This window comes from Bacillus sp. JUb11 (assembly GCF_024807925.1).
GTDB classification, from domain to species: Bacteria; Bacillota; Bacilli; order Bacillales; family Bacillaceae; genus Bacillus; species Bacillus altitudinis.
Genome location: NZ_JANUEZ010000011.1, coordinates 1 through 21624, shown reverse-complemented (window position 1 = coordinate 21624; position 21624 = coordinate 1). Strand labels below are relative to the sequence as shown.

At 39.4% G+C, this 21624-nt stretch carries 24 protein-coding genes; 11 read left to right on the top strand and 13 right to left on the bottom strand.

The window, feature by feature from the left end:
• Window positions 1-122: 122 nt before the first annotated feature.
• A complete protein-coding gene (locus tag M2369_RS17430; RefSeq protein ID WP_008349000.1) occupies window positions 123-371 on the bottom strand; it encodes a YhdB family protein in 249 nt (82 codons plus the stop codon).
• Window positions 372-499: 128 nt separating this feature from the next.
• Between M2369_RS17430 and M2369_RS17425 the strand changes: the two genes are divergently transcribed.
• The gene (locus M2369_RS17425) at window positions 500-883 is read left to right on the top strand and encodes a YqzG/YhdC family protein (protein ID WP_056705090.1); all 384 of its coding nucleotides are present in this window, start codon (window positions 500-502) and stop codon (window positions 881-883) included.
• A gap of 45 nt (window positions 884-928) precedes the next feature.
• Here M2369_RS17425 and M2369_RS17420 read toward each other — a convergent pair whose 3' ends face one another.
• Both M2369_RS17420 and M2369_RS17415 read right to left on the bottom strand, forming a co-directional pair.
• Window positions 929-2404, bottom strand: a complete 1476-nt coding sequence (locus M2369_RS17420) for a catalase (protein WP_041091807.1) — start codon at window positions 2402-2404, stop codon at window positions 929-931.
• Window positions 2405-2564: 160 nt separating this feature from the next.
• The gene (locus M2369_RS17415; RefSeq protein ID WP_041507532.1) at window positions 2565-2996 is read right to left on the bottom strand and encodes an Rrf2 family transcriptional regulator; all 432 of its coding nucleotides are present in this window, start codon (window positions 2994-2996) and stop codon (window positions 2565-2567) included.
• 183 nt (window positions 2997-3179) lie between these two features.
• Between M2369_RS17415 and M2369_RS17410 the strand changes: the two genes are divergently transcribed.
• Together M2369_RS17410 and M2369_RS17405 are read left to right on the top strand one after the other, a co-directional pair.
• Complete coding sequence (locus M2369_RS17410; RefSeq protein WP_045034839.1) at window positions 3180-4379, top strand: globin domain-containing protein; 1200 nt, start codon at window positions 3180-3182, stop codon at window positions 4377-4379.
• A gap of 67 nt (window positions 4380-4446) precedes the next feature.
• Window positions 4447-5871, top strand: a complete 1425-nt coding sequence (locus M2369_RS17405; protein WP_373422530.1) for a SpoVR family protein — start codon at window positions 4447-4449, stop codon at window positions 5869-5871.
• 50 nt (window positions 5872-5921) lie between these two features.
• Here M2369_RS17405 and M2369_RS17400 read toward each other — a convergent pair whose 3' ends face one another.
• Window positions 5922-7286 (bottom strand): alkaline phosphatase, encoded by a 1365-nt coding sequence (locus tag M2369_RS17400; RefSeq protein WP_041507529.1) that lies wholly within the window; start codon window positions 7284-7286, stop codon window positions 5922-5924.
• A gap of 354 nt (window positions 7287-7640) precedes the next feature.
• Here M2369_RS17400 and M2369_RS17395 point away from each other — a divergent pair, with 354 nt between their 5' ends.
• Entirely contained in the window at window positions 7641-8471 is an 831-nt protein-coding gene (locus tag M2369_RS17395; RefSeq protein WP_007497097.1) for a C40 family peptidase, read from the top strand.
• A 200-nt stretch (window positions 8472-8671) separates the two neighbouring features.
• Here M2369_RS17395 and M2369_RS17390 read toward each other — a convergent pair whose 3' ends face one another.
• The 3 genes from M2369_RS17390 to M2369_RS17380 are packed head-to-tail and all read right to left on the bottom strand — an operon-like array spanning window position 8672 to window position 10492.
• Window positions 8672-8962: a hypothetical protein gene (locus tag M2369_RS17390; RefSeq protein ID WP_008348984.1), complete on the bottom strand. Its 291-nt coding sequence runs from the start codon at window positions 8960-8962 to the stop codon at window positions 8672-8674.
• On the bottom strand, window positions 8950-10008 hold the full coding sequence (locus tag M2369_RS17385; protein ID WP_024719964.1) for an anti-sigma factor: 1059 nt from the start codon (window positions 10006-10008) through the stop codon (window positions 8950-8952). The genes M2369_RS17390 and M2369_RS17385 overlap by 13 nt, the downstream gene beginning before the upstream one ends.
• Window positions 10001-10492 carry a sigma-70 family RNA polymerase sigma factor gene (locus M2369_RS17380; RefSeq protein ID WP_008348979.1) on the bottom strand — a complete coding sequence of 164 codons (492 nt, stop codon included), beginning with the start codon at window positions 10490-10492 and terminating at the stop codon, window positions 10001-10003. Before M2369_RS17380 ends, M2369_RS17385 begins: the two co-directional genes overlap by 8 nt.
• A gap of 386 nt (window positions 10493-10878) precedes the next feature.
• Here M2369_RS17380 and M2369_RS17375 point away from each other — a divergent pair, with 386 nt between their 5' ends.
• Window positions 10879-11481 (top strand): lysophospholipid acyltransferase family protein, encoded by a 603-nt coding sequence (locus M2369_RS17375; RefSeq protein ID WP_024719965.1) that lies wholly within the window; start codon window positions 10879-10881, stop codon window positions 11479-11481.
• A gap of 40 nt (window positions 11482-11521) precedes the next feature.
• Here M2369_RS17375 and M2369_RS17370 read toward each other — a convergent pair whose 3' ends face one another.
• Both M2369_RS17370 and M2369_RS17365 read right to left on the bottom strand, forming a co-directional pair.
• The gene (locus M2369_RS17370) at window positions 11522-12853 is read right to left on the bottom strand and encodes a hemolysin family protein (protein ID WP_008348975.1); all 1332 of its coding nucleotides are present in this window, start codon (window positions 12851-12853) and stop codon (window positions 11522-11524) included.
• 58 nt (window positions 12854-12911) lie between these two features.
• Complete coding sequence (locus M2369_RS17365; protein ID WP_034620022.1) at window positions 12912-13352, bottom strand: MerR family transcriptional regulator; 441 nt, start codon at window positions 13350-13352, stop codon at window positions 12912-12914.
• A 335-nt stretch (window positions 13353-13687) separates the two neighbouring features.
• On the opposite strand from M2369_RS17365, the gene M2369_RS17360 reads away from it, so the two are divergent.
• Window positions 13688-15070: a hemolysin family protein gene (locus M2369_RS17360; RefSeq protein WP_259255253.1), complete on the top strand. Its 1383-nt coding sequence runs from the start codon at window positions 13688-13690 to the stop codon at window positions 15068-15070.
• An 89-nt stretch (window positions 15071-15159) separates the two neighbouring features.
• Entirely contained in the window at window positions 15160-15552 is a 393-nt protein-coding gene (locus tag M2369_RS17355; protein WP_061418534.1) for a hypothetical protein, read from the top strand.
• Here the strand turns inward: M2369_RS17355 and crcB (M2369_RS17350) are convergent.
• The 3 genes from crcB (M2369_RS17350) to M2369_RS17340 are packed head-to-tail and all read right to left on the bottom strand — an operon-like array spanning window position 15549 to window position 17032.
• On the bottom strand, window positions 15549-15914 hold the full coding sequence (crcB, locus tag M2369_RS17350) for a fluoride efflux transporter CrcB (protein ID WP_061418536.1): 366 nt from the start codon (window positions 15912-15914) through the stop codon (window positions 15549-15551). The two genes, M2369_RS17355 and crcB (M2369_RS17350), sit on opposite strands and share 4 nt — an antisense overlap.
• Complete coding sequence (gene crcB, locus M2369_RS17345) at window positions 15915-16316, bottom strand: fluoride efflux transporter CrcB (protein ID WP_034647784.1); 402 nt, start codon at window positions 16314-16316, stop codon at window positions 15915-15917.
• Window positions 16316-17032 carry a glycerophosphodiester phosphodiesterase gene (locus M2369_RS17340; RefSeq protein ID WP_159159503.1) on the bottom strand — a complete coding sequence of 239 codons (717 nt, stop codon included), beginning with the start codon at window positions 17030-17032 and terminating at the stop codon, window positions 16316-16318. The genes crcB (M2369_RS17345) and M2369_RS17340 overlap by 1 nt, the downstream gene beginning before the upstream one ends.
• A gap of 306 nt (window positions 17033-17338) precedes the next feature.
• Between M2369_RS17340 and M2369_RS17335 the strand changes: the two genes are divergently transcribed.
• The 3 genes from M2369_RS17335 (at window position 17339) to M2369_RS17325 (ending at window position 19454) form a co-directional block, all read left to right on the top strand.
• Entirely contained in the window at window positions 17339-17440 is a 102-nt protein-coding gene (locus tag M2369_RS17335) for a YhdX family protein (protein WP_017360338.1), read from the top strand.
• 164 nt (window positions 17441-17604) lie between these two features.
• Complete coding sequence (locus M2369_RS17330; protein WP_259255244.1) at window positions 17605-18693, top strand: mechanosensitive ion channel family protein; 1089 nt, start codon at window positions 17605-17607, stop codon at window positions 18691-18693.
• Between the two features lie 29 nt (window positions 18694-18722).
• Entirely contained in the window at window positions 18723-19454 is a 732-nt protein-coding gene (locus M2369_RS17325; RefSeq protein WP_026050067.1) for an NAD-dependent protein deacylase, read from the top strand.
• 38 nt (window positions 19455-19492) lie between these two features.
• Here M2369_RS17325 and M2369_RS17320 read toward each other — a convergent pair whose 3' ends face one another.
• Entirely contained in the window at window positions 19493-20347 is an 855-nt protein-coding gene (locus tag M2369_RS17320; RefSeq protein ID WP_061418543.1) for a polysaccharide deacetylase family protein, read from the bottom strand.
• Window positions 20348-20642: 295 nt separating this feature from the next.
• Between M2369_RS17320 and dat the strand changes: the two genes are divergently transcribed.
• Window positions 20643-21497, top strand: coding sequence for a D-amino-acid transaminase (dat, locus tag M2369_RS17315; RefSeq protein WP_024719973.1), 855 nt, complete (start codon window positions 20643-20645; stop codon window positions 21495-21497).
• The last annotated feature ends 127 nt before the right edge of the window (window positions 21498-21624 follow it).

Genomic DNA, 21624 nt, shown 5'->3' with positions numbered 1-21624 from the left:
ATTCCTCATGAAGTCTTTTCTTCTTTATGAAAGGCGGTTAGTAAAAGGCTGAAAACAAAGAGCTAAAATAAAGTTCATTTTAGCCCTATTTCAACAATCTGAAAGAAAATCAGCCTTTTCCTTTATGTGTACATTGGTTCAGCATATGCTTCAGCAACGGCAGCCTCTGAAGCATGGTCGATATACTGCAGGAGTCCATATAAACATTTTTCAACATCTGCATCGTTCCGGTTAAATTGATACGCATGTAAGAAATGCTCAATACGTTTCGAGAGCAAGTCATCTTGCGTACGTACCATAAGAATAAGTAAATTATCCCATTGCGAGCGATGCGTATAATAAAGTGCCTTATCATAATCTGCCACATTCATTAAACCTTCTCCTTTCCCTTGAGAAGTCTTACTTAGTTTGCTCGGATCAGATCGACTTTTTCAGGGGAAAAGTTGGTGTCTGCATAAACAGGGTACCGGGAATTATAGGCTGAATAAATGCTTGATGTATGAAAAAGAACCAACCAGCAAAACCTAAACAAAATAGACATGAAAGTGAGAATATTGATATTATGCACCCGAAATTATGGATGCTTTTTGCAGCAGGAATTGTTTTATTTGGCAGTCTCATGATTCATCCATCTTCACAAGCAGCCGAGCAGCCGGCAGAGAATTGGGAAAGACTTGCGTATACTGCCTTGCAAGATGAATATGAAGGCGCCGCTTTAAACGATTATCATTACATTGGACGTACACAAGTGAATGAAGATCAAACAAAAGATGTGTTTCGCGTGACCGTGAAGGAAGGCTCCACACGATTTGCAGCACATGCAGAAATTTATTTTCATCCGGTGACGGGTCATTTGATTAGTATTAACGTGTTTCGGTTATAAAAAAGCACCTCTTTTAAAAAGAGGTGCTCCAGCTGAAAAGAAGATCTATTTCATGCTTCCTTGAAGATATGAGCGAATATCCACACCAAGTGAATCCGCTAAACGCTGTCCATAATCTTCATCTGCACGATAGAAGTTGCAGATCGCAAGTAATTTCGTTTTTTCATTTACGTCTTTCAAGTCAGCTGTCAGGTTTTTGATCAATGCTTGTTTCTCTTCTTCAGAGTAGCTTCGATATTTTTCTCCAGCTTGTTTGAAATCGTTTGGTTTTTCGATTTTTTGTCTCACCATACGGTCACCGTGAAGAACCGGTTCACTTTCTTTGTAGTGAGGGTTTTCTTTTGGCTGATCGTCATAACGGTTTGGTTCATAGTTAATATGACCGCTTGGACGAGTTGTAGTCATAAAGCCATCCTGTTGGTTATTGTGAACAGGCGCATAAGGACAGTTCACTGGGATGCGCATGTAGTTTGCACCTAGGCGGTGACGCTGCGTGTCAGGATAAGAGAACAGACGACCTTGAAGCAGTTTGTCTTCAGATGCTTCAATTCCTGGTACTAGGGCACTTGGCGTGAAAGCAGCTTGCTCTGTTTCAGCAAAGAAATTTTCTGGATTGCGGTTCAGTGTCATGCGGCCCACTTTTTGCAGCGGATAATCTTCCTCGCTCCATGTCTTCGTCGGATCACATGGATCATAATCTAGTTCATCATAATCACTGAGCGGCATAAGCTGAACGTAAAGATCCCATGCTGGATAATTTCCTTTTTCAATACGATCATACAAGTCTCTTGTCGCATGCTGGAAGTCGTTTGCTTGAATTTCTGCAGCTTCTTCCATCGATAAATTGCGAATGCCTTCTGATGGTCTCCAGTGGTATTTCACATATTTTGTTTCTCCGTATTTGTTTACCCATCTAAACGTATGAACACCAGAACCGCGCATTTCAGCGTAGTTCGCAGGAATACCTTCGTCAGAGAAGAGCCATGTGAGCATGTGAGTAGATTCAGGTGTTAACGTCATAAAATCCCAATAACGGTCAGGATCTTGAATGTTGGTTACAGGATCTGGCTTGAGAGAGTGAACCATATCAGGGAATTTAAGTGCATCACGAATGAAGAAGATCGGCAAGTTGTTCCCAACTAGATCATAGTTGCCTTCTTCTGTATAAAATTTGACAGCGAAGCCGCGAGGGTCACGTAATGTTTCAGGCGAACCTTTAGGGTGAATAACCGTTGAGAAACGGACAAAAACGTCTGTTTGTTTTCCTTCTTCACTTAAGAAGGCTGCTCTTGTATGTTTCTCCATGCTATTTTCTACTTCAAATACACCATAAGCGCCGGCGCCTCTTGCATGAACGACACGCTCTGGAATACGTTCACGGTCAAAGTGTGCAAGTTTTTCAATCAAATGGTAATCATCAAGAAATGAAGGCCCCCTGTGACCAGCAGTTCTTGAGTTTTGATTATCGCCAACTGGCACGCCTTGATTCGTTGTCAAATTTTTATGATTAGAATTTGTCATTCTTTTTCTCCTCCTGTAAACAAAAAATGGTTTCTAGCAATCTATATACCCTAATTATATTGAATCAAACATGATAGTCAATATTTATTTATAATAATTTTAAATAAATTATTATTACAAGGAGGTAAAGAAAAAGACGAAAGAAATAAATTCTTTCGCCTTAGAGCAGAAGCTCTCTTAGAGCATCTTTGTTTTGTGTTAAATCATTTAATGTGTATTGGTCAAGAACGCGTAAATAAGCAGTGAGTGCTTCATGAAGTACGTGCTTTAATGAACAAATCGGGGAGATAATACAGCTGTTTTTCTTCGGATCAAAGCATTCAACCATGACTAAATCATCCTCTGTATAGCGGACAACCTCACCAATATTAATGCTTTCTGGGCTTTTCCCCAGCCTAATCCCACCATTTCTTCCGCGGATCGTTTCTACATAACCACGTTTTCCTAGATGGTAAATTACCTTTGTCAGGTGATTTTTCGAAATGCCATAAATATCGGCAATCTGCTGAATATTTGACAGTTCATTGTTTTCTCTCGAAGCTAAATAAATGAGTACCCTTAATGAGAAATCTGTATAATTCGTAAGTTTCATTTGGACGACCTCTAAACCTAATAGAGTTTTGTATCATCGTAACACATTTTAGACAAAAACTGTTCGAGAAAGTGCTAAATGTGACAACATTTAAAACATGTATTATAAATATTGCTTTTATACGTTGTCTTCCATTACGATAAAGATGTATTTAAAATACATCTTTTGAAAGAAGGAATAACGATGTTATCCACAGATCAAATGAATGCCATTAAACAATCAGCCCCTCTTCTAAAAGCTGAGGGAACAAAACTTGTGACAGTTTTTTATCAAAATATGATTAGACAGCATCCAGAGCTACTCAATCAGTTTAATAAAACAAATCTCATGAATGGAAGCCAGCCAGAGGCGCTTGCCGCAACACTCTATCAAGCTGCACTGCACATTGACCGCTTGGCAGACTTGCTTCCTGCTGTGAAACAAATTGCCCATAAGCATGTCAGTGTCATGGTGAAAAAAGAGCAGTACCCAATCGTCGGATATCACCTTCTTGAAGCAATGAAAGAGGTATTTGGGTTATCAGAGGAAGATGACACATTGTTGGCTTGGAAGGCTGCATATGACATCATTGCGAATATATTCATCACCATTGAGGCAGAAATGATGGCTGAAAATGTGAAACAAACTGGTGGATGGGCAGATGTCAAACCGTTTATTCTGAAGAAAAAGAAACAAGAATCTCCATCACTCATTTCCTTTTATTTAGTACCAGAGGATGAATCTGAGCTACCAATGTATGAAGCTGGTCAATACATTACGGTGCAGGTAGATATGCCGGGTGAAGCCTATGTATGCAGCAGACAATACAGTTTATCAGATCAATATCACCCATCTTACTATCGCATCACAGTGAAACGAGATGGGCATGTCTCCACATTCCTGCATGATGAAATGGAAGAAGGCGATGTTCTTCACGTCAGTATGCCGCAGGGAATGTTCTGCTTGCAAGATGACACAAAAGAACCCGTTTATTTGATTAGTGCCGGTTCTGGTGTCACACCAATGATTGGTTTAGTGAAAACAGCGTCGCATAACAATCAGCCATTCACGATGATTCATGCAGACAGACTAGAGGATGTAACTGCTTTTGAACAAGAGTTTGAACACGTCCTCACTTCATCTCCAGAGGGGCGTATTATCCTTTGTAACGAACAATTTGAAAAGAGTATAAAGAGTGAGCTGGTTGAGAAGGTGGCTACGCGGATTGACCGACCTTTCCTTCAATCAGTCATTGGTGAAGGAAAAGGCCAATTTTATGTTTGCGGTTCCCCAGCATTTACTCAAGAGATGATCCTTATTTTAAAAGCGTTGGACATTCCAGAAGAGAATATCCATTTTGAAGCGTTCGGCGGGCAGTCCATGAAAGAGATGGAAGTCGTCTAAACAACTGGCTGAACATCATGTTTTTTTAGGTACGCTCATATAGTAGGGATAAGTCCGATGAGGAGGGATGGTTTCCTTGAGCGTATCTGAAAAGCGTCTTTTACAACGAGCCATTGATGAAATTACAGAAATTGCAGAAGGATTTGGTCTGGATTTTTATCCGATGAGGTATGAAATCTGTCCCGCGGAGATTATTTATACATTCGGTGCATATGGCATGCCAACACGATTTAGCCACTGGAGCTTTGGAAAGCAATTTCACAAAATGAAGCTTCATTATGATTTAGGATTAAGCAAAATTTATGAGCTGGTGATTAATTCAAATCCTTGCTATGCCTTTCTCCTTGATAACAATTCGCTTGTTCAAAATAAACTAATTGTGGCTCATGTCTTGGCACACTGCGATTTCTTTAAAAACAACTGCCGTTTCCAAAACACAAAACGAGATATGGTGGAAAGTATGTCAGCGGCAGCAGAGCGAATTAAAGAATATGAACATATCCACGGTACAAAAGAAGTCGAGTCCTTTTTAGATGCTGTATTGGCATTGCAGGAGCATATTGATCCGTCGCTTGTTCGTTCAAAATTAAGCTGGAATCTCGACGATGAAGATGAATATGAAGAGGACAAACCAAAACGTCATACGCCATATGATGATTTGTGGGGAATGGATGAACCGAAAACACGTGAGAAAAAGAAAACGATCAAGCAATTCCCACCAAAGCCAGAAAAAGATATATTGCTCTTTATCGAGGCACACTCCCGGGAGCTAGAGCCTTGGCAGCGGGATGTGCTGACGATGCTGAGAGAGGAAATGCTCTATTTTTGGCCACAGCTAGAAACGAAAATCATGAATGAAGGCTGGGCATCGTATTGGCACCAGCGGATTATGCGTGAACTTGATTTAGATTCAAGTGAATCGATTGAATTTGCCAAATTAAATGCAGGTGTCGTGCAGCCATCTAAGACAGGAATCAATCCTTACTATTTAGGGCTGAAGATTTTTGAAGATATTGAAGAGCGCTACGATCATCCATGCGAGGAATTGAAAAAAGCAGGAGTGACGGAAGGGTCGGGTCGCAGTAAAATGTTTGAAGTGCGGGAAATTGAATCAGACATTTCTTTTATTCGAAATTACTTAACGAAAGACCTTGTGATGAGGGAAGATTTGTACTTGTTTCAAAAGCAGGGGAGAGACTATAAAGTCATTGATAAAGAATGGAAGGCAGTCCGTGATCAGCTAGTCAGCATGAGGGTCAATGGCGGTTTTCCGTATTTGACAGTCATCGATGGCGACTATTTAAAAAACAATGAACTCTATATTAAACATTGGTATGAAGGCATTGAGCTCGATCTCAAATACTTAGAAAAGGTGCTTCCATATTTGTATCAGCTATGGGGAAGAAGTGTGCACATCGAGTCAGTTCTTGAAGGAAAAGAAGTGATGTTTTCATACGATGGAAAAGGGGTTCATAGGAAGTATCTCACTTAATGATCAAAAAAGATGTCTACGAATAGACATCTTTTTTTGTGATTAGCACTTTATTGGTTTTTCAGCAGTTTGAAAATGTGTTTCGCTTGATCTGTATTTTCCATGAGCCCTTTTAGCTGTTCGCTTGTTGGCCCATAAGCATAAAATGGTACTTCATCCCCTGTATGACCCGATGTGGTCCAGCCTGTATGAGACCTCGTATTGATGACTTTTTCGATGGCATCATCAATTTGAACAGGATCTTTTGTTTCAGCTGCCTTTTGAATAGAGGCGATTTCCTCTTTTGTGAAATCAAGGTCGATGTATTGTTTAAGCGCAGTCTCGACCGTCATACCCCCTACAATTTTGTTTGCAATGAAATCAGGTGTCTTTTTTGCTGCTTTGACAGGCTGATAATCCCAGCTGCCCGAGCCGTCTGCCCCGAAGGAAAGGCCGCCAGTTGAATGATCTGCTGTCGTGATGACTAACGTGTTTTTATCCTTTTTTGCGAAACGAATGGCTTCTTCAAATGCTTTTTCAAAATCTTTCATCTCACTCATTGCACTGACAATATCGTGGTCATGTCCAGCCCAGTCAATTTGACTGCCTTCAACCATGAGGAAAAATCCTTTTTTGTTTTTAGACAGCTGTTTGATGGCTGAGGATGTCATGTCTTGCAAGGAAGGGGTCGTTTTATCACGATCAATTGCTTTATCGAGACCACCGTCAGCAAAAATGCCTAACAATTTTTGCTGTTTGTTTTTTTGTAAGTCCGCTTTATTGGTTACGTAACGATAGCCTGCTTTTTGAAATTCTTTCGTCAAATCACGATCTTTGCGGACAAAATCGATCAGTCCTCCGCCAAGCATGACATCGACTGTATGCTGTTTGCCAATTTTCTCATCGAAGAAATCATCAGCAATGGCTGCTGTGTTTTTTCTAGAAACATCGTGGGCGGCATACGCAGCAGGTGTCGCATTGGTTAATTCAGATGTGACGACAAGGCCAGTAGACTTTCCTTTGCGTTTTGCTTCTTCTAATACTGTTTTTAGTTTTTTGCCATTTTTGTTTACACCAATGGCGTTGTTGTATGTCTTTTGACCAGTTGCCATGGCTGTCCCAGCTGCTGCTGAATCAGTAATGTTACTTTTAGAATCATCAGGGTATGTTTTATGCATGCCAGTGAGGTAAGGGTCAAACGCTGTTTGCTTGGAAAGATCACCGTTGTGTTTAAATGAGCGGTAAGTTGAAAGGTAAGGTGTTCCCATGCCATCTCCAATGAGCACGATCACATTTTGTACGTCATTTTTTGGTTTCTTTTTAGCCTCAGCTTTGTCAGCCTGTCCAAATTCAATTCCTGAAAAAATACCAATCGATAACACTGATGCGGCTGCGATTGCAGCTATTTTCGTTTTCGAGCTTTTCAACACACTCATTCATTTTGCCTCCTCATTGTTTATGTATCGCTCTCACGTTTACAATGGTAGAACAGAAGTGTGGATTCCAAATGACAGCACCGTAAAGTTCACTTTAAAATTGTAAAGGTCCACTTTACATAGAATGAACCAAAAAGAGAAATGAATGTATGATTTATCTATGACAAGATGCATTTGTTTTGTCATGATTGTGTAATAAAAATGAAATAAAAAGAACCCTAAAAAAAAATATTTTTTGCCGAATTAATAAGCATAATGTCGTAGGAAGTCAAGACTATTTCTTCTGGTATTCGATCCTTATAATAGAAAGTAGATAAAAATTCGGATCACGATAGATACATACAGGAGGAACAAATGAAAAAACAATTGATCACAGCTGCAAGTGCAGTTCTACTTGGGACGACATTATTTGCCGGAGCTGCCTCAGCACAATCAGTAAAGGTTCAAAAAGGTGACTCTCTTTCTGTTCTAGCGAAAAAATACAAAACAACCGTGAGTAAGATTAAATCAGACAATAAACTGAAATCTAACACGATTTATGTTGGACAAACCTTAAAAGTGAATGGTACTTCTTCAAAAAAGGTAACGAAAACATCAAAAACAACAACAAAAGTAAAAGCGTCTTCAACGACAGCCACTCATAAAGTTGTCAAAGGAGATACTTTATCTAAAATCGGCAAAAAATATGGAATGACAGTGAAAGAGCTGAAATCGTTAAATAAACTCAAAACAGATCTGATTAAAATTGGACAAAAGCTGAAAGTGAAAAAGACATCCAAAGTGAAACCAACACCTGTCAAAGAAAAAACAGTTGCTACTTCTTCTTTAAATACGTCTAAACTCGTAGCAGATGCGAAAGCACAAAACGGTACACCATATAAATGGGGTGGAACGACACCGAAAGGCTTTGATTGCAGCGGTTTTATGTGGTATATCATTAACAAACAAACAAAGATTTCAAGACAAACGACTGAAGGTTTTTGGGGATCAATGAAAAGCGTTTCAACACCTAAAGTTGGAGATTTTGTCTTCTTTACAACCTATAAATCTGGCCCATCTCACATGGGTGTCTACCTTGGGAACAACAAGTTTATCCACGCTGCTTCTGATGGTGTGACGATCAGCGATATGACTTCAAGCTATTGGAAGCCAATTTACCTTGGCGCAAAGACATTTGTAAACTAACATCATCTAGAGACTGCTTATAAAGCAGTCTCAAATTGTTGACAAAGGGCTAAAATGAACTTTATTTTAGCCCTTTGTCTTCTTTTTTCAGCGTGATAGAAAACCTTTGCAGTCAATGAAAGAAAATAAAAATGATATCATAAAAAAGCCCATGCTGCTTGGTATTAGCCAAGTAACACGGGCTTTTTATCTAATGAGTTTTAAAAACCTAATTGAAGATCGACATCAATCGAGACGATCGCATAGACACAAACGATGACAAAAATATTCAGAACGACGCCTAGGAAACCTGGTCCAGTGCGGCCTTTTTTAATGAACAGTTCAATCACACCGAATGGAACTGCGGCCATTGCAAAAGGAAGCATTTGAAACGAATAAAATGTCACATTGCTAATAATGGCGAGGTTCAGCATGAGTAGCGATAAAATAGCGGTGCCGACCGAAATCCAGCCAAACACATTATGCTCTTTAAAGATTCTTACCAATTCCATAATTCCACCTCGCTCACTTTGGCCGTTTTAATGCGTTTTGTCTTCACAAATTTCTCTATTTCTTTAGAAGGACCTGTGACAACAGAACCGTAAACCGTGACACCATTTTGATTGATGTAGCGTATTCGGTTAGAGAGGTCAAGTTCAGGTCTGCCAGAGATCGTTTTTGCCCAGGATGGATGCTGGTTGACATAGGCGAGGGCATCTTTGAACTGATCAACCTCTGTTTTTGATGTGTGCTGAAGCTCTTTTAAAAATTCAGAGTCTTTCCCGGGAAAACCGATTGGACGCTGATTTCCACTTAATGAATCTTCTGTTTTTATCGCATTCCAAAGCACTTTCATATCATATTTTTTAGCAAATGAATACACGTCTTTCGGTGTGTATGCTTTGTCATAGGATACATACACTTCACTCACTGTTCCTTCAGGTAGCTTGTCTAGAGTAGTGAGTGTTTGTTTTTTAGATGTATCTGCCTGAGACGAAGGGTGCGTAAAGAAATCCTCCGTATTACGTGCGCTGTCTCCATAATAAGAGATCGTAGGCTGCTTTAATTTATCGAAAAACATTTCGATTTGTTCACTGCCGATGGCTTCTGTTTTATTGCCAATTTGTTTTTGTAGCTTAAGTTCTGTGTTCATACCAAACAGTTTGACTTGCCCTTTTAAATCCTTCATATCAATGGCGACATTCGGTTTTGTTAGGGCGACTGTTACAGCGGCCGTTTCCATAAAATGATTGCCTTTACTGTCTGCTCCGCCAACGCCGTAGTATAGATAACTACCTAGTGTACAAAGCGGTAAAATAATCAGTGTAGATATGACAGCAAGCACAGAAATACGTAAATAGGACTTTCTTTTTCCGTATTGTAAAATGGCTTTTTGTTTTTCAGGACTGATGGAGAAGTCTGTCCAATCTGAGTCATTCAGTTCTTGGCTTAAGCGTTTTTCATTTTCTTCGAGCTCTTCTTCAAACGCCATCATTTCTTCTTCATTCATCTCGCCATTATTATATTGTTCCCATCGCTTATTAAACTCTTCATTCATCATTAACACCTCTGTTATATAGTGCTTTTAGGCGCTGCCTTGCACGAAATAAAACACTTTTAAAATTTGCTTCAGTAATATTCATGACCTTGGATGCTTCTTTGTAATTCAGTTCTTTTAAATAATACAATGTCAACGCTTCCTTGTAGTTATCTGGAAGCTGCTCCAAATACATGTTGAGGACTTCTTTTATTTCAATCTGTTCAGCGGGACTTTGTACAGACGTTTGTAAAAGGCCGCCAATGAGATCATCCGATATGGTCACTTCTTTTTTATGTTTCCTGACATAATCAATAAAAGCATTTCGTGCCACCTGAAATAACCAAGGTTTCACTTTGCTATGGTCGTAGGAATGAATATGTATATAAGCACGCATAAAGGTTTCCTGCAATAAGTCCTCTGCCAAATGTTTGTCTTTTGTCATGGAGAGCAGAAACCTGTAAACATCGTTCATATACATTTGATAAATTTCATCGATCGTCACTGATTTTTCTCCCCTCTATGTTATACACGCATAAGAAAGGCATAAAGTTGCACGAAACTTCTCATAGGCCGTACATTACTCATCTCTTTCACCGAATCAAAATCATTTCTCCTTATCATAGCGAAATTTGCATCATTTATAAAGTGTTTTCAATAGAACAAATAAGGAAAAAAACTCAAAAAACGACAATTTCGGACACATTTCTTCCTCTATTCTCTCCTAAAAACACATGCTTGAATACAGAAGGAGCGGTCATCTTAAGTGAAAAGATGATTTTAGTGAACCGTCTCTATTTTATCAGCAGGAGAAAATTTTTAGTACCAGGTAATAAAAAATTTGTTATAATAGAAACAAATCCTTCATTCTTCAAACAAAGGAAGTGCACTATGTATAAATTTTCAGGCTATACCGTCAAAGCTTTTTTTGCTCTCCGAGGCGGGATCAAAGTATATCAAAAAGAGAATCTGCCAACAGACCGGGGGTTTGTCATTGCTTGTACGCATGAGGGTTTTGTGGATGTTCTTGCATTAGGCGCAGGAATTCTTCCGTTTGAGATCCACTACATGGCGAAAAAAGAATTGTTTGCAAATAAATGGATCGGCGGATTTTTAAAGAGGATTCATGCTTTTCCAGTTGATCGAGAGAATCCTGGGCCAAGCAGTATTAAAACGCCCATTAAATTATTAAAAGAGGGAAAGATCGTTGGGATTTTTCCGAGCGGCACACGTACAACGGAAGATGTTCCTTTAAAAAGAGGGGCCGTTACGATTGCGCAGCTCGGCAAATCACCAATCGTACCAGCAGCGTACAAAGGACCTTCTAATGCAAAAAGCCTTTTTAAGAAGGGGAAAATGCGCTTAATCATTGGTGAACCGATTGAGCAGTCTGAATTTGATCATCTGCCGCCAAAAGAAAGATTAGGTGCGATGACAGAAGTATTAAACACAAGAATCAAAGAACTTGAAGCTAAGTTAATCGAAAAGGGATAAAGAAAACGACCACTTGCTAAGGCAAGGGTCGTTTTTTTTCTTAAGAAGCGCCTTCTTCAGCTGCTTCTAATAGTTGTTCGTTTAGTTTTTTGACTTCGATGTATGCCACATGGTGTCCATCGACTTCATTAATGATAAATTCATAGCCTTGTTCACGAATCGCGTCATTTTTCTCGACTTCATATTTTTGTGTAAGGAACCAGCCGCCGATTGTGTCGACTTCTTCGTTATCAAGCTGAATACCTAGTAGCAGGTTAACTTGATCTACAAGGACCTTTCCATCAAAGATGTAGTGGTCTTCTCCCAATTTACGCACTTCGTTGATTTCATCAATATCGAATTCATCACGAATCTCACCGACAATTTCTTCAAGGATGTCTTCAACTGTTACAAGTCCTGCTGTACCGCCATATTCATCTGATAAAATGGCCATGTGTACTCGCTCACGCTGCATTTTAAGCAGTAGATCATGAACAGGAACTGTTTCAATTACATGAATAATCGGGTTTACAAAATGTTCGATCGTATCACTTGTGGAACATTCACCACTAATACATGCAGTGAGTACTTCTTTAATATTCACAACACCGATGATGTTGTCTTTATCGCCATCTTCAATTGGATAACGTGTATATTTCTCGACTTTGGTCACTTTCAGCATTTCCTCAATCGTAATATCGTGCGGGAAGCTGACAACTTCGGTACGAGGAATCATAATTTCTTTCGCCAGACGGTCATCAAATTCAAAAATTTTATTCACATATTTGAATTCAGACTGGTTAATCTCGCCGCTTTTATAGCTCTCTGATAAAATAATCCGCAATTCTTCTTCAGAGTGCGCCATGTCATGCTCAGAAACTTGCTGAAGACCGAACGCTTTTGTTAACAAACGAGCAGATCCATTTAATACCCAGATAAAAGGGAACATCACTTTGTAAAAAATCATAAGCGGTCTAGCAAATAGAAGGGACACTTGCTCAGCCTTTTGAATGGCGAGTGTTTTTGGTGCAAGCTCTCCAACCACGACGTGTAAAAACGTCATAATACTAAACGCAATAATAAAAGTGACAATAGAACTAGCTGATTGAGGAATGGACAGCTCTACAAATAGTGGAGCAAGCATGTGCGCAATAGTTTCTTCCCCTAACCAACCAATCCCAAGGGCGGTAATGGTAATACCGAGCTGACAGGCCGACAGATACTCATCAAGGTGAGTCGTGACATGCTTGACAGCAACTGCTGTTTTATTACCTTCTGCGATTAACTGATCAATTCTTGAGCTTCTTAAGCGAATGATCGCAAACTCTGATGCAACGAAAAATGCGGTTAAAGCTATAAGCAAAGCAACTATAAGTAAATTAACTATGTCCAATTAAGGCCTTCGTTCTGACTTTGAGAACGAAGGTAACACCTCCTGTTTAGTAAAAATTTTAACTTAACAGCAGTAAAAATGATTGGACAGCCGTCATCTTCTCAGGTGTAAGCTGTTCTTTTAATTTTTCACGTTGTTCTGGCTGAAGCTGCTTACAACGTACCAAAATGCGGTCCATATGCTCATTCATCCGATCGATATCAGAGGTTAAATGGACAAGTTCATCAGGATCTTCCTTTTGAGAAGGGAATTGTTCATCTAATCTGGATTTGATGTCAGAAAGAGCCAATCTCTGCTGTTTGCAAAGAACGATTAATTGTAATCGTTTTAAAGCATGTTCATCGTAATAACGATAATTAGAGCAAGATCTAACAGGCGCAAGCAACCCTAGATTCGTATAATAATCTACAGTTCGTTTCGTCACCTGTGCAATCTGTGCTAGTTCACCAATACGATACTTTTTCTCAGCCCCATCTGAACATCTCCTCCTAACCGTCACGTTATAGTTTATGAAAATAGTTTAATATAATTCGAGTCTGAAATACAAGATAATTGTTCAGATTTCCTGCCAATATGAAGAAACAAAGGGCATTTCCATCAATTTAGGTTGTCATCTCTAAAATACTGTAGCGATACAGGAATTTTCAGATTATTTATGGTAAGATAAAATGAATACCGTTTCATATATATGTAGAGAGACGGATTTTACGTGAACCGGAGGTGGTTAAGTGGGGCCCTCAAAGTAGTCTTATTTAATCAGTTAACCGTTTTGCAAAAGACAACATCATCAATCAGGAGGTGACTCCTTGTTCTTCTAAGAAAGAGCAAGGTTAAATGGACGATATTGTTAATCTGAGTATAGTCGGAGTTTTGATTGCTTTAACAGCTTTCTTTGTTGCATCTGAATTTGCCATTGTAAAGGTGAGAAGTTCAAGAATTAATCAGCTTGTTGCCGAAGGGTCCAAAAAGGCTATCATGGCGAAAAAGGTGACATCAAGGCTAGATGAATATTTGTCAGCCTGCCAGCTCGGTATTACAGTGACATCCCTTGGTTTAGGGTGGATCGGTAAACCGGCAGTAAAAGAACTTTTAGTTCGAGGTTTTGGTTTGACAAACATTCCTGATTCAGCAATCAGCCTGATCTCAGCAACACTTGCGTTCTCTATTATTACCTTTTTGCATGTAGTTGTTGGCGAGCTTGCACCAAAAACACTTGCCATACAAAAGGCAGAAAAAATGACGCTTTGGCTGTCAGGACCGCTGCATGCATTTTATATCCTTATGTATCCTTTCATTTATGTGTTGAACGGGTCAGCCCGTGTGCTAACGAAAATGATGGGTATCGATATGGGGTCTGAAAAAGAACATTCCCATTCCGAAGAGGAATTAAAGATTTTATTATCTGAAAGCTTAAAAAATGGGGAAATCAACTCATCAGAGTATAATTATATGAACAAGATATTCGATTTTGATAATCGAATCGCAAGAGAAATTATGATACCGCGAAGAGAAATTTGTGCGATTCCAGAAGATATGGCGTTAGACGAAATACTGGCGATCATGACAAAGGAAAAGTACACACGCTTCCCCGTGTTTTCAGGGGATAAAGACCATGTCATTGGCATGCTCAACAAAAAGCAGCTCTTTGCAGATATTGTGTATCAAGGAGAAAAAGATCAACTGAAGCTTCAAGATTATATTTATCCAGTGATTGAAGTGATTGACACGATTCCAATTCAAGAGCTTCTCGTCAAGATGCAGCGCGATCGAATGCATATGGCGATTTTAACGGATGAATATGGCGGGACATCTGGACTTGTCACAACGGAGGATATTTTAGAAGAAATTGTTGGAGACATTCGAGATGAATTCGATGAAGATGAGCAGCCTGTCATTCAAAAGAGAGCGGAGCATCATTATATATTAGATGGAAAAGTGAGATTAGAGGAAGTTCAAGATTTGATCGAAATGTCATATCATGATGAAGAAATTGATACGATAGGCGGGCTAATCTTAAATGAGAACATTGATATCCGAGAAGGACAATCCATTTATCTTGATGATATTCGGATGAAGGTCTTGGAGATGGATGGACGCTATGTGAAAAAGATCGACCTGAAAAAAGGCGTCACATCATCAGAAAAAGAAAATACACGCACAGAGCTTGATATAAAAGAGCCGCTGTTAGTAAATGAAATGACCTTGAGCGAAAAATAAGCTCAAGGTTTTTTTAGGTATTTAGCCTCTTTTTTGAGAATGTATGTTCGTATATAATAAGAACAAACGTTCGTAAAAGGGGGATGGACATGCTCTGGTATGAAACAGCAAGTATCGCGGAGAAAAAAACCTCAATGAAACGTATTGAGTTTCATTTAAAAAATTTCAAGAACTATCAAGCAGCCATTTTAAATATTGAAAGACAGCTTGAAAAGCGAAGTTCTCTCCAACATCATCATATGGCACGTCAAAAATTAGAAGAGCAGAAAAGTCAGTATGAACTGATTGTTGCTTGTATTGAAACGGCTTTAAAAGAATTGGATGAAATAGAGAAGCAGCTCATTGATTATAAGTATTTTCGAGATTGGCGCATGGCAAAATGCGCAATCGAAATCGGCTATAGTGAGAAGACACTATTTTTAATGAAGCGCCAGCTGATGGATCAACTGCTCATCAGCCTAGCTGCCATCACAGATATTTAAAACAGAAGTTGTCCTATTTGATAAAACGCCGCAAAAAGGCATAAAGAGCCGATAATTGTCACAAGTAAATAGGCAGCAAGCTTTCCTATTTGACGCTGCATCAGCATCGTCGCAGATTCTACACTAAACGTAGAGAATGTGGTAAAGCCGCCAAAAAAACCAGTTCCTATGATCACTAGCAATGGATGATTGGACGTTACAGCGCCTGTGAGAAAACCTAAACCGGCTGCACCTAATAAATTAATGAAAATAATACTGTACGGGAAAAGGGCATGGGATGGAGTTTTCTGGATTATTTGGCTGATGAAGAAACGACATGCACTACCGATCCCTCCAGCTACAGCTGTACAAAAAACAATCATTTATCTGCTTCCTTTCTGCTGCTTATTTTGATGAAAGAGCCGTTCAGCAAGGATCAGGCCAGCTAAAGCAGCGGCTACTCCAGCAATGACTGAGAGCAGGATGTACATCATACTTAAATTGAACTGCCCTGCCTGTAACAGAAGAACTGTCTCTTTAGAAAAGGTGGACATGGTCGTAAACCCGCCGCAAAACCCTGTTCCAATCAAAGCTGCAAGATATTTTTTTCCTTTCTGAAATAGAAAGTATCCTGTCGCAAAACCAAGAAGCAGGCTGCCGGAAATGTTTTCAATCATCGTTGCATAGGGGAATGTCTGGCTGATGACAGTTTGGCTTAGTTCATATCTGCAAAGTGTACCAATCAATCCACCGATAAAAACGGCGAAATAAGTTTTCATCTGCATCATTTCTCCTTTTGAAAAAATAGCGGGTTATCGGTTACCACACCATCAATTGGATATTTTTTGATTCGATCCGCTGTTTTTTGATCTTTTACAGTCCATATAAACACATCCATCCCGAATGTGTGGATGCGGTCTATCCACCATCTATTGATCATCGTTTTCTTCATATTAAGACAATTTGCAAACGAGCTGTATGTCGTTAACTTTCGTTTCGTTAGTTTAAATGCATCAGGTTTTATAATCAAAGCTGTGCGAAGAGAAGGGGCGAATGCTTTAATTCTTTGTAGTGCATGAACATCAAAAGATTGAATGATGATATGACGAGAATAGGCAAACCGATTGATGATGCGGGCAACGGCCTTTTCGATTCCTATCTGCCGTTTTGGGTGTTTGATCTCGATCAATATCCCAATCCGCCGACTGTATCTTTCAAGAATTTCTTGTAATGTTGGAATTCGTTCATTCGTATACTGTTGGTCAAACCAGCTTCCTGCGTCCAGTTTTTTCAACTGATCAAGTGTATAGCTTTTGACTAAGCCGTTTCCGTTCGTCGTTCGCTCAACGGTATCATCATGGATGACGACGACGTGCTGATCCATTGTCATTTGTACGTCTAATTCAATATAATCTGCTCCTTGCTCGACAGCTACATCAAACGCAGCGATTGTATTTTCTGGGGCTGCGCTTGATGACCCTCTATGTGCGATAATATACACTTGCTCCAGCTCCCTGACATAAGTTCTGGTCTTATCATATCAAATGCTTTGGTGGTTTTCCTTCTTTACTATATGGAGAAGAAGAGCGCCGTATTATCATGGAACCTCATGTACCGAAAAAGCTTGATGTATCATTTTGAAAAATTTACAGGAATAGAGCAAGCTTTGATTGAGTAAACCTGAATTACATCAATTTTTCTTCGATCAATTTTGTCCAAATCGTCAGCGTTCGTCAAAATATTAGTGCTTTCGTCATGTTGACTGAAAATTCTGATGTTTTATAATGATGAAAAGGAGGCGAGATGATTGGGTAAAGGGAGAATTAGAGTGGAAGAACGTATTAAGGCCGAAACGGATGCTGAAATGTTTAAAGCGACTCTCCTTGATCAGGCTCAGAAGAAAAAGTAGTTTGCTGCCCGTCGATATGTCTCAAGCCAAAATTTCATAATTGAACATCATGCCTCGGGATAGGTCCCGAGGCTTTTTATATAGAGGTCAGACATTTAAGAGAGGACATAAACGAAGGTTATATTATAAACTAGAGAGGATTGTTTTAAAGGAGAGAGACAGAGATGTTTACACAAAAATGGATGGATACATATTTTACAGTCGATATTGCGATCCAAATAGGCATTAGCCTTTGTATTTTATTGCTTTTTTTATTACTTCGAAAAGTATTTACGAAATACTTGTTTCACCTGCTCTTTAAGCTGACAAATCGGTCTAAAACCGAAGTCATTAACCAAATTGTCGTGGCGTTTGAAAAACCTGCGAGACTGTTTTTTGTGGCACTAGGTTTATATTTTGCGTTAAGACAAGCCCCATACTTTGAGCACCATATGGATGTCATTGTCAAATTGTATAGATCTTCTATTATTTTGATGCTGACGTGGGGGCTTTGTAATCTAACCGCAGCTTCTTCCTTCTTATTTCAAAAAGTGAATTCAAAATTTGAATTAGAGATGGATGATATTTTAGCCCCATTTTTATCAAAGGTTCTTCGGTTTATTATTATTGCACTGAGTATTAGCGTCATTGCACAAGAATTTAATTATGATGTGAACGGACTTGTGGCAGGGCTTGGCCTAGGTGGTCTTGCTTTTGCACTCGCTGCGCAGGATACAGTGGCGAACTTTTTTGGAGGAATTGTGATTATTACAGAGAAGCCTTTTACAATGGGCGATTTTGTAGAGACTCCAAGTGTACTTGGGACTATAGAGGACATTACCTTCCGAAGCACAAAATTTAGAACACCTGCTGAAGCAGTGGTGACCGTGCCAAATTCGACCCTTTCAAAGGAGCCGATCACAAATTGGACGAGAATGAATAAACGTCAAATTACGTTCTCCGTTCGCGTATCTTACAATACACCGAAAGAAAACATTGATAAGTGCATCAAACGTCTGAAGCAAATGCTTTATGAGCATGATGGGGTTCATAAGGAAACGATTATGGTGAATTTCGATGTGCTGGCAGACAGCTATTTAAACTTATTCTTTAACTTTTATACAAACACAACGGCTTGGTCTGAAAACCTGGATATTAAGCAGGATATTAACTATCGCATTATTGATATCTTCCATGAAGAAGGGGTAGAATTTGCTTTTCCTGGACAGACCATTTATATGAAACAAAAAGGTGAGAAACAGCTCGGTGAATAAAGGAGGAATGGTGGTTGGATCAAACAAAAGTGGCAGCGCTAAGAGAGAGATTATCAAAGGCCTCACATATTACAGTCCTTTCAGGTGCTGGGATGAGCACAGAATCGGGAATTCCCGATTTTAGATCAACGGGTGGACTATGGACAGAAGATACTTCTCGCATGGAGGCAATGAGCCGGTCCTACTTTTTATCACATCCGCATCAATTTTGGCCGAAATTCAAAGAATTGTTTCAAATGAAGATGAGTGGAGAGTACGAGCCAAACGCTGGACATGCTTTTTTAGCCAATTTAGAAAAGCAAGGAAAACGTGTGGATATTTTCACGCAAAATATCGATGGTCTGCATAAAAAAGCGGGAAGCCAGCATGTGTATGAACTGCATGGTTCCATTCAAACAGCTACATGTCCATCATGCGGGTCAACATACGAACTGCCTTATTTATTACAAGAAGAGGTACCGGTTTGTGAGCGGATTTCATCAGACGGCCGTACATGTGGACGAGTACTTAAAACAGATGTTGTCCTTTTTGGAGACATGGTGAAGCACTTTGATCAAGTGGAGAAATCACTCCAGCAAACGGACATGCTACTCGTCATGGGAACTTCCTTAGAAGTGGCACCAGCCCGATATATTCCAGAAGATGCTGCTCATCATCCTTCCATCTTTAAGGTCATGATGAATTTAAGTGAAACGGAATTCGATCCGCTGTTTGATCTTGTCTTTCACGAACGAATTGGCGAGCTTGTGAATGCTTTATAAATTATAAAAAACCCGCATCCAATAGGTGCGGGTTTGCTTTATTGTTGTAGTGGCTTCATTGTTTCATCAAGGACTTCAAACGTGTAGCCCTTCGCCTTTAATTGTGTGATCAGACTGTTTAAGTATTTTGCGGTAGCTGGCTGATCATGCATTAAGATGATTTTTGGCTCTTTCGGGTACTTGGTTTCAAGCACTTGCAGCTGATTTAATACTTCTGGTACATATTTTGAGCTTTTATATTTCCAGTCAAGACTGTCAATGGTCCAGTCCCAGTATACAAAGCCTTTTTGTTTTAAACGTGTTTTTTGCTGGTCTGTTAAGTTTGGTGAACTGCCATAAGGTGTTCTCACAAGATGTGTATATTCACCAGTAACAGAAGCCAATATACGTTGATCTTCTTTCATCTCATTTACAGGAGAATCACTTTTTTGATAAAAGCGTTTCACATCATGCGTGATGCCATGAAGTCCTAATTGATGACCTTCTTGATGAAGTCTTTTCACAGCTGCTGGGTGTTCTTTGATTTGCGGCCCGAGCATAAAAAATGTGGCCTTCACTTGCTGTGACTTTAGCACATCTAACAGCTGATTTGATGTAGTAGAAGGGCCATCATCAAAGGTCAAAAAGATCGTTTGATCCGTTACATGTTTGTTTGGATTGATCTTAAAATGTGCATCTAATGTTTTTGGCGAATCATCTTTTGCTTTCAGACTTGTACTTGTGTCTCGAAATGGACTGCTCGCAGACACTTCATTCGGTTGATCTGCTGCCTGCATATTGGTTTTAGACATATCCCAAATGAAAAAAAGGATCAATGTCAGGATGACTAGACCAATCGCCTTTGAGAGCAGCATCGTGTTTGAAGGTGTCTGTTTTTTCGTAACCCGTTGCATTACAATCGCTCCAATAAATCAGTAGTTTGTGTCGAATCATGTAGTGGATTCTGTCTTTTTTCGCTGTTTTTTGTCGTGCTCATATGGAGTAAGTATACAGGAAAAAAGAGCCTATGAATATAGAAGATGCTAAAAAATTGGAATCTTTTTGGTTATGAATCTATATTTGTTACAATAGAAGGTTATCCAGTCAAATGGATATGAAATAATTCTGAATAATCATTGAAACGTTTACATTTATCCGCTAAGATAGCATCAGATTCAACCATTAAGCAAAGCGAAGGGGAGATTCCATATGAAAGTATTGTACAATGGGGATTTTATTGAAAAAAAAGATGCACATGTTGATATTGAAGACAGAGGCTATCAATTTGGCGACGGAGTCTATGAGGTCATCCGCGTATATAATGGGACTTTGTTTACATTAAAAGAGCATACTGAGCGTCTATTCAAGAGTGCAAAGGAAATTGGCATTCATCTGCAAGGTACAGTATCCGATATGGAAGAGAATTTGAAGAAGCTAGTCGCAGATAATCAAGTGATTGATGGCGGCGTGTATATTCAAGTCACGCGAGGCGTCGCACCTCGTAAACATCAATATGGTGTACTTACCCCTCAAATTACGGCATATACATTTCAAGTGAAAAAGCCTATTCAAGAGCAGACAGCTGGTGTGAAAGCTCTATTGTCTGAAGATCTTCGCTGGTTAAGGTGTGATATTAAAAGCTTAAACCTTTTATATAACGTCATGGAAAAGCAGAAAGCGTCTGAAGCTGGTGCGTTTGAAGCGATTTTAATAAGAGACGGCTTTGTGACAGAGGGGACGTCCTCGAATGTATATGCCGTCATTGACGGTGTCATTCGTACACACCCAGCAAATAACCTGATTTTAAACGGCATTACACGTAGAAAGCTGCTAGAGGTTTGTCAGGAAGAAGGATGTCGTGTGGAAGAAACCCGCATGAGTAAAGACGAACTTTTGCATGCACAGGAAATTTTCATCAGTTCAACGACAGCTGAAGTGATTCCAATTGTAGAGATAGATGGTCAGCCAGTTGGGGAAGGTGTTCCAGGAGAGATCACGAAGCGTGTACAGGAAGGGTTCCAGAAAAAAATTAAGCATGAAAGCGAAGCATCTATTTCTTCGTAAAAGGAAAAAGGCTGTAAACCAATGTTTACAGCCTCAGGCTGTCGAGAAAATCTCGACAGCTTTATTTTTTCCCTTAAATTTTCCACTACCCCATTTTATAATAGAGAAAAGCATACTAAAGGAAGGT

Coding starts and splice junctions, on each gene's coding strand:
- dat (WP_024719973.1), top strand. CDS start 20,643: ATGAAAGTATTGTACAATGGGGATTTTATTGAAAAAAAAGATGCACAT.
- M2369_RS17375 (WP_024719965.1), top strand. CDS start 10,879: ATGTATAAATTTTCAGGCTATACCGTCAAAGCTTTTTTTGCTCTCCGA.
- M2369_RS17360 (WP_259255253.1), top strand. CDS start 13,688: ATGGACGATATTGTTAATCTGAGTATAGTCGGAGTTTTGATTGCTTTA.
- M2369_RS17390 (WP_008348984.1), bottom strand. CDS start 8,962: ATGGAATTGGTAAGAATCTTTAAAGAGCATAATGTGTTTGGCTGGATT.
- M2369_RS17430 (WP_008349000.1), bottom strand. CDS start 371: ATGAATGTGGCAGATTATGATAAGGCACTTTATTATACGCATCGCTCG.
- crcB (WP_061418536.1), bottom strand. CDS start 15,914: ATGATTGTTTTTTGTACAGCTGTAGCTGGAGGGATCGGTAGTGCATGT.
- M2369_RS17410 (WP_045034839.1), top strand. CDS start 3,180: ATGTTATCCACAGATCAAATGAATGCCATTAAACAATCAGCCCCTCTT.
- M2369_RS17415 (WP_041507532.1), bottom strand. CDS start 2,996: ATGAAACTTACGAATTATACAGATTTCTCATTAAGGGTACTCATTTAT.
- M2369_RS17425 (WP_056705090.1), top strand. CDS start 500: ATGAAAAAGAACCAACCAGCAAAACCTAAACAAAATAGACATGAAAGT.
- M2369_RS17420 (WP_041091807.1), bottom strand. CDS start 2,404: ATGACAAATTCTAATCATAAAAATTTGACAACGAATCAAGGCGTGCCA.
- M2369_RS17405 (WP_373422530.1), top strand. CDS start 4,447: ATGGTTTCCTTGAGCGTATCTGAAAAGCGTCTTTTACAACGAGCCATT.
- M2369_RS17395 (WP_007497097.1), top strand. CDS start 7,641: ATGAAAAAACAATTGATCACAGCTGCAAGTGCAGTTCTACTTGGGACG.
- M2369_RS17355 (WP_061418534.1), top strand. CDS start 15,160: ATGCTCTGGTATGAAACAGCAAGTATCGCGGAGAAAAAAACCTCAATG.
- M2369_RS17400 (WP_041507529.1), bottom strand. CDS start 7,286: ATGAGTGTGTTGAAAAGCTCGAAAACGAAAATAGCTGCAATCGCAGCC.
- M2369_RS17320 (WP_061418543.1), bottom strand. CDS start 20,347: ATGCAACGGGTTACGAAAAAACAGACACCTTCAAACACGATGCTGCTC.
- M2369_RS17330 (WP_259255244.1), top strand. CDS start 17,605: ATGTTTACACAAAAATGGATGGATACATATTTTACAGTCGATATTGCG.
- crcB (WP_034647784.1), bottom strand. CDS start 16,316: ATGCAGATGAAAACTTATTTCGCCGTTTTTATCGGTGGATTGATTGGT.
- M2369_RS17385 (WP_024719964.1), bottom strand. CDS start 10,008: ATGAATGAAGAGTTTAATAAGCGATGGGAACAATATAATAATGGCGAG.